Genomic DNA, 6,003 nt, shown 5'->3' with positions numbered 1-6,003 from the left:
CGGCGGCCGAATCGGGGGACACGGTCGGCAGCAGTTTCAGTTCCTGATGGCCGCTCAACTCGTGCAGGGCGCGCCGATTGCTTGCCGTCACGCGCTCGTCGTCCTCGCCGACGAGAACCAGCAATGGCGCGCTGAGCGAGCGCAGGTAGAGCATGCCGGCCAGATCGATCAGTCCGCCGCGGCAGACGATGGCAAAAATGTCATGGTCGCGCAGGGCGGCAACGCGCAGCGCCACCGGCGAACAGTCACCCGCGGCGCAGAGGCCGATCGGCAGCGTCGGCAATTCACCCAGCAGCATCCGTTGCTTGAGCAGTGCGAGCGCGTCGAGCAGGCGCCTGGCGAGCAACGAGACGTTGTGGTGAATGTCGGCGAAGCGTTCTTCGGCATGCGTCAGCAGGTCGAGCGTCAGCGTGCCGATGCCGGCGTGCTGAAGGACCGCGGCGAGAGCGTCGTCGCGCGCTTCGGAATTCTCGCCGGCATGCGTCAGCACGACCAGGGCCGACAAGCGCGCCGGCAGGGTCAGCAAGCCTTGCAGTAGAGCCTGCCCGGTGGGGATGGAGATCGGCGTATCTCCCGGAAAACTAATGACTTCGTTCACCGCCGCTCCAGCCGCACCGGCACGCGACGCGGTCCGAAAGGCTTGCCGAAACGGGTGAAGTGGCCGGCAATCAACGTTCCGCAGTGGGGACAGTGGCCATCGCTCGGCAGGTCGTAGTGCCGGATGTTGTACCAGTCGCGCTCGATCAGCGCGGCCTGGCAAGACGGGCAGAAGGTGGTCCCGCCTTCGCTGTCGTGCACATTGCCGGTGTACACGTAGTGCAGGCCGGCGTCGATGGCGATGTGCCGTGCCCGTGTCAGCGTCGATGGCGGGGTCGGGGGCAGGTCGTTCATTTTCCAGTCGGGATGGAAGGCGGTGAAGTGCAGCGGGACTTCCGGCCCCAGTTCGCGCGCCACCCAGTCGGCGAGTGCCTTGATTTCGCCGGCGGAATCGTTCTTGCCCGGGATCAGCAGGGTGGTGATTTCGAGCCAGCACTTCGTTTCATGATGGATGTAGGCGAGGATGTCGAGTACCGGTTGCAGGTGGCCACCGCAGAGCCTGAAGTAGAAATCGTCGGTGAAGGCCTTGAGATCGACGTTGGCGGCGTCCAGAACGGCGTAGAACTCGCGCGCCGGTTCGGGATGGATGTAGCCGGCCGTGACCGCCACCGTCCTGACGTCGTGTTCATGGCAGGCCCGCGCAGTGTCGATCGCGTATTCGGCGAAGATGACCGGGTCGTTGTAGGTGAAGGCCACCGACTGGGCGCCGTAGGCGACCGCTGCGGCGGCGATGCCCTCGGGAGTCGCGGCGTCGAGCAGGCGGTCCATGTCTTTCGACTTCGAGATGTCCCAGTTCTGACAGAATTTGCAGGCGAGATTGCAACCGGCAGTGCCGAAGGAGAGGATCGACGAGCCGGGATAGAAGTGGTTGAGCGGCTTTTTCTCGATCGGGTCGATGCAGAAGCCCGACGAACGCCCGTAGGTGGTCAGCACCATCTGTCCGCCGAGGTTCTGGCGAACGAAGCAGGCGCCGCGCTGCCCCTCATGCAGTCTGCAGTCACGCGGACAGAGGTCGCACTGAATGCGTTCGTCTTCGATGGCGTGCCACCAGCGACCCGGATGGGCCGATTCCGGCACCTTGGGTGAATGGTTTAATTCTCTTTCCATTTTCGTACTCCATAACGCGCAAGGGCGAGCTGCTCGTGCCAGAAGTCGGCGGGCAGCCCGGCCTTGAGTTTGAGTTGCGCCAGGAACTGGCGTGGCTCAGGGAGCGATTCCCAGACCTGCGGCAGGAAGGTCGCGCGCCGCCTGCCGTAACTGATGACCAGACCGTCGATGCCGGGTCGCAGACGCGCCAGCGCGTCGGCCTCGCTGGTCACGGCGAAGGGCTCGGGCGGCGTCAGTAGCGAGACCTCGACGCGCGTGCGGGCAAACTCCGCCGGACTCAGGGGCGCAAAGCGCGAATCACGAAAGGCCGCGGCGACGGCGTTTTCAGCGACATCGCTGGCAAGTGGCCGGTGCGCTTCGAGGCTGCCGATGCAACCGCGCAACTGACCATCCTGGGTGAGGGTGACGAACGTCGCTGCCGGTTCGGCAAGTTCCGGGAGCGGATCGACGGCCTGTACGGCGAGTCCGAAACGCTTGGCGATGGCGTTGCGGGCGATCGACAGCAAAGCGCTGCCCAGGGCGTCAGTGGGCATGTTCGGGCTCCGCGCTGAAACTGAAGGCGCCATAGCCGACGACACGCGACCGGTCGCCGGCGGTGTCGCCGGAATTGCGCAGATCGATCAGTCTGGCCTGCAATCCGTGCCGACGCGCAGCCAGCAACAGGCCATTGACCGGTGTCGCGCCACACGCCTGTTGATGGTCGAGGTGCGCATCGAGCGCGATAATGTGGCGCGCGGTGTTGCTGTCGGTCTCACGGGCCAGCGCGTAGGGCAGGTAGTGCGAAAGATCGGAGCTGATCACGATCAGCGTCTCGTCTCCTCCCCACAGGCATTCGAGCACTTCAGCCACCGCTGCTGCCGAAGCGCGGCCGACCGCGAGCGGCAACAGCGTGAACTCGGCAAGCACCGTCTGCAGGAAAGGAAGCTGCACTTCCAGCGAGTGTTCGAGGGCATGCGCGGCGTCGCTGACGATGACCTGCGGCAATGGTTCGATGCTGGCCATGGCTTCCTGGTCGAGCTCGACGACGCCGAGCGGGGTGGCGAAGGCGCGGGAGGAGGGCAGCGCCAGCCCATCGACCGCGACCCGGTGGGTCGGTCCGAGCAGGATCACGCGGCAAATGCGCTCGCGCAGCTCCGCGAGCGGCGCATAGACGCTGGCCGCGATGGGACCTGAATAGACATAGCCGGCATGCGGGGCAATGATCGCCTTCGCGCGCATGCCTGGCGCCGGTGGCGTGTGGCTCAGCATTTGCTGGAGGTCGCGCGCCAGCGCTGAAGGGGAGCCGGGGTAGAACATGCCGGCGACTGCGGCCGGACGGATTTGCTGGGTTGAGTGCGTCACGTGCTTGCTCCTTGATGAAGGGCGGCTCGACCAGAAGGCCGCCGTGACCACGGGATGGGCGTGCAAGTGATCGTCTGGCCGCAACACTGCAGATTCATTTCGCCATCCCTGTGCGTATAACCGGTTAAAATTACGCCATGCCAAATTACTATGCAATCGTCCCCGCGGCCGGTTCGGGATCGCGCTTTGGCGGCGCGATGCCCAAACAATATCAGATGCTTGCCGGTCAGCCATTGATCTATCACAGTCTCGCGGTCCTTTGTCGCCATCCGCGCATCGAGCGTGTCTGGGTGGTGCTGTCGTCAGAGGATAGATGGTGGCGGCAACATGATTGGACAAGTCTAGGTTATAAACTCGAAACCATTTTCTGTGGGGGCGCGACGCGATCCGCCAGTGTCCGCAATGGCCTCGAAGCTGCGGCGACGGCTGCCGACGACGAAGACTGGGTACTGGTGCATGACGCCGCACGTCCCTGTCTTGCGCAGGCGATGTTGACGGCCCTTTGCGACGAACTTGCCGACGATCCCGTCGGCGGCCTTCTCGCGGTGCCTGTGGCGGACACACTGAAACGCGCCGACGCCGAGCGTCGCGTGGCGGGTACCGAGCCGCGCGACGGCCTGTGGCAGGCGCAGACGCCGCAGATGTTTCGTTACGGCCTGTTGGCCCGAGTCTTGGTCGAACATTTCGCCGGCACCGATGAGGCGTCGGCCGTCGAAGCCGCCGGTTTCAGGCCGAAGCTGGTGCAGAGTGACGCCAGCAACCTCAAGGTCACCTATCCGGTCGATCTGCGACTGGCGGAACTGATCCTGCTGGCGAGGAGAATGCAGGGAGAGCCATGATTCGCATCGGACAAGGTTGCGATATTCACGCGCTGGTTCCGGGACGCAAGCTGATCCTCGGCGGCGTCGACATTCCGCATGCCTGTGGTCTGCTTGGCCATTCCGACGCGGATGCGCTGTTGCACGCGATCACCGACGCACTGCTCGGCGCCGCTGCGCTGGGCGACATCGGTCGTCATTTTCCCGATACCGACGCCCGCTATCGGGGTGCCGACAGTCGGCAGTTGCTGCGCGCGACGCTTGCGCTGCTGACGCAGGCCGGCTGGCGGGTGGGCAATGTCGACGCGACGATCCTCGCGGAGCAGCCGAAGATGGCACCACACCTGCCGCAGATGGTCGCCAATATCGCCGCCGACCTGCAGGTGCCCACAAGCTGTATCAATGTCAAGGCCAAGACCGCCGAACGGCTGGGCTTTGTCGGCCGTGGTGAGGGCATCGCCACCGAGGCGGTGGTGCTGATCTGCCGGGGGGTTTGACTGCTGAGCGCTGAGGCCAGACCGCACCACTGCAGAGGAGGCGGCCTCGGGTGCGAATCAAGGGGATGGTCGATATATCGGAGCAACCTTTTTGTCCGTGTCAGCGATACCTGTCGGGGGTGTGGGTCAGGTGTCGGAATTTCTTACAGTGCGATGGGACGGCACTCTCGCCGACGATGGAACTCATCGTTAAACCAGATTCTTGAATGAGTTGGCACGATTGATGCTTCGTGCGCCTTGGCTGCCGCTCAATAAGTCGGCAGTGAAGGTGTTATTAATCAATGATCAACTGTTTTCAAGAGGAGTTTTCTCATGCGTGCACTACTCTCTGTGGCTGTTCTGATGGCTACTGCAATTTCTGCTGTTGCGGCCCCTGTGCTGAACGTTCCGGAGCCGGAGTCGCTGGCGCTGGTAGCCGCAGCAGCTGTCGCGATGCTGGTAGCCCGGCGTAAAAAGAAGTAAAGCCGAGTCACTCACGCCTGGAGAAGGGGGCGTTTCGATTCCTGCCCCTTGATTCCTGGCGTTTTTGGCGTTAGGTGCCGATCATCAAGCCGACTGCCATCATCTTGCAGAGTCTGTGGAAGAGGTCCGTGGAAAATTCGCAGCGGGTTGCAATATGGCTGTTCTGACTAATTATCTTTGACCCAGAGACCCAAGCCATGAGCACATTCACCATCCGTGTCACCTCTCCAGCGACCAACGCGGCCGGCACTTCATTCAATCCGGCAACCCAGCAGCCGGACCAGGGTGCGCCAAGTTTCCTGGACCTGATCGTCACGAACAGCACAGACCCGTTGCTTCCCAATGGCGTGTATGACGCCTATTGCCTTACCCCCTTGATCGACATCCACTTGTCGCCGACAACCTATCCTGGCACGACGAACTACCCTGGCAACACGGTCCCGTTGTTTGATCCATCCGGTTCGCTGGTGTTGACGCAGCTACAGATCGACCGAATCAACTGGCTACTGGCGCAGAATCTGACTTCCGATCCCAAGTTCGGTGGCCAATTCAACTACGGTGAGGTTCAGACGGCGATCTGGAAGATCATCGGCTTTACTGACGCCCAGATTCTTGCTGCAGGCCAGACTCCCTTCCTGAACGACGGCGGCAATAACGTTGTCAGCTCCGCTGACATCGACTTCCTGATGTCTCAATCAGCCATCGCCATCGCCAGCGGCAACGGCGTATTGCCAACCGATGCGTTCTTCACGACATTCATTGACCCGACGGGCAACGTACAGCCGCTGATCATCCAGCTGCAGAGCGCCAAACTCGGCGACTACGTCTGGCTCGATGGCAACGGCAACGGCCTCCAGGATCTCAATGAGGCTGGCGTCGACAATGTGGTCGTCGAGTTGTACGACGGCAGCGGCAACTTCATCAGGAGCACCACGACTGGTGACGACTTCAGTACTGCAGCGGTCGAGCATGGTTTCTACCAGTTCACTGGCCTCAAGGCGGGTAACTATCAGGTGAAATTCATTGCGCCGACCTCATATCAGTTCACCACGCAGGATGCAAACGGCAATGCCCAGGATGCTGCCGACAGCGATGCAAATGTGACCTCTGGTTTCAGTCAGGTCGTTACGCTTCCGCCAGGAGGGTCGAATCAGACCCTCGACGCAGGGCTGGTCCAGCCT

8 protein-coding genes are annotated in these 6,003 nt (G+C 62.5%); 4 read left to right on the top strand and 4 right to left on the bottom strand.

Annotated features, from left to right (window positions below):
- The 4 genes from CAPSK01_RS08670 to amrB form a co-directional block, all read right to left on the bottom strand.
- The coding region (locus tag CAPSK01_RS08670; protein ID WP_273703364.1) for a hypothetical protein at positions 1-598 on the bottom strand (598 nt) is incomplete at its 3' end.
- A complete protein-coding gene (gene amrS / locus CAPSK01_RS08665; protein WP_273703363.1) occupies positions 595-1,704 on the bottom strand; it encodes an AmmeMemoRadiSam system radical SAM enzyme in 1,110 nt (369 codons plus the stop codon). The genes CAPSK01_RS08670 and amrS, both read right to left, overlap by 4 nt.
- Positions 1,689-2,237: an AmmeMemoRadiSam system protein A gene (gene amrA, locus CAPSK01_RS08660; protein ID WP_034925286.1), complete on the bottom strand. Its 549-nt coding sequence runs from the start codon at positions 2,235-2,237 to the stop codon at positions 1,689-1,691. The genes amrS and amrA overlap by 16 nt, the downstream gene beginning before the upstream one ends.
- Positions 2,227-3,000, bottom strand: a complete 774-nt coding sequence (gene amrB, locus CAPSK01_RS08655; RefSeq protein ID WP_273703378.1) for an AmmeMemoRadiSam system protein B — start codon at positions 2,998-3,000, stop codon at positions 2,227-2,229. Before amrB ends, amrA begins: the two co-directional genes overlap by 11 nt.
- Before the next feature lie 182 nt (positions 3,001-3,182).
- Here amrB and ispD point away from each other — a divergent pair, with 182 nt between their 5' ends.
- The 4 genes from ispD to CAPSK01_RS22390 form a co-directional block, all read left to right on the top strand.
- Positions 3,183-3,884: a 2-C-methyl-D-erythritol 4-phosphate cytidylyltransferase gene (ispD, locus tag CAPSK01_RS08650; RefSeq protein WP_034925281.1), complete on the top strand. Its 702-nt coding sequence runs from the start codon at positions 3,183-3,185 to the stop codon at positions 3,882-3,884.
- Positions 3,881-4,360 (top strand): 2-C-methyl-D-erythritol 2,4-cyclodiphosphate synthase, encoded by a 480-nt coding sequence (gene ispF, locus CAPSK01_RS08645; RefSeq protein WP_034925278.1) that lies wholly within the window; start codon positions 3,881-3,883, stop codon positions 4,358-4,360. Before ispD ends, ispF begins: the two co-directional genes overlap by 4 nt.
- Positions 4,361-4,672: 312 nt before the next feature.
- A complete protein-coding gene (locus CAPSK01_RS22395; RefSeq protein ID WP_273703362.1) occupies positions 4,673-4,822 on the top strand; it encodes a PEP-CTERM sorting domain-containing protein in 150 nt (49 codons plus the stop codon).
- A gap of 197 nt (positions 4,823-5,019) precedes the next feature.
- Positions 5,020-6,003, top strand: a 984-nt coding sequence (locus tag CAPSK01_RS22390) for an SdrD B-like domain-containing protein (protein ID WP_273703361.1), incomplete at its 3' end; no start/stop codon positions are given.

It is taken from the genome of Candidatus Accumulibacter vicinus, from assembly GCF_000584955.1.
Lineage (GTDB): Bacteria > Pseudomonadota > Gammaproteobacteria > Burkholderiales > Rhodocyclaceae > Accumulibacter > Accumulibacter vicinus.
This window is presented reverse-complemented; position numbering and strand designations above follow the sequence as displayed.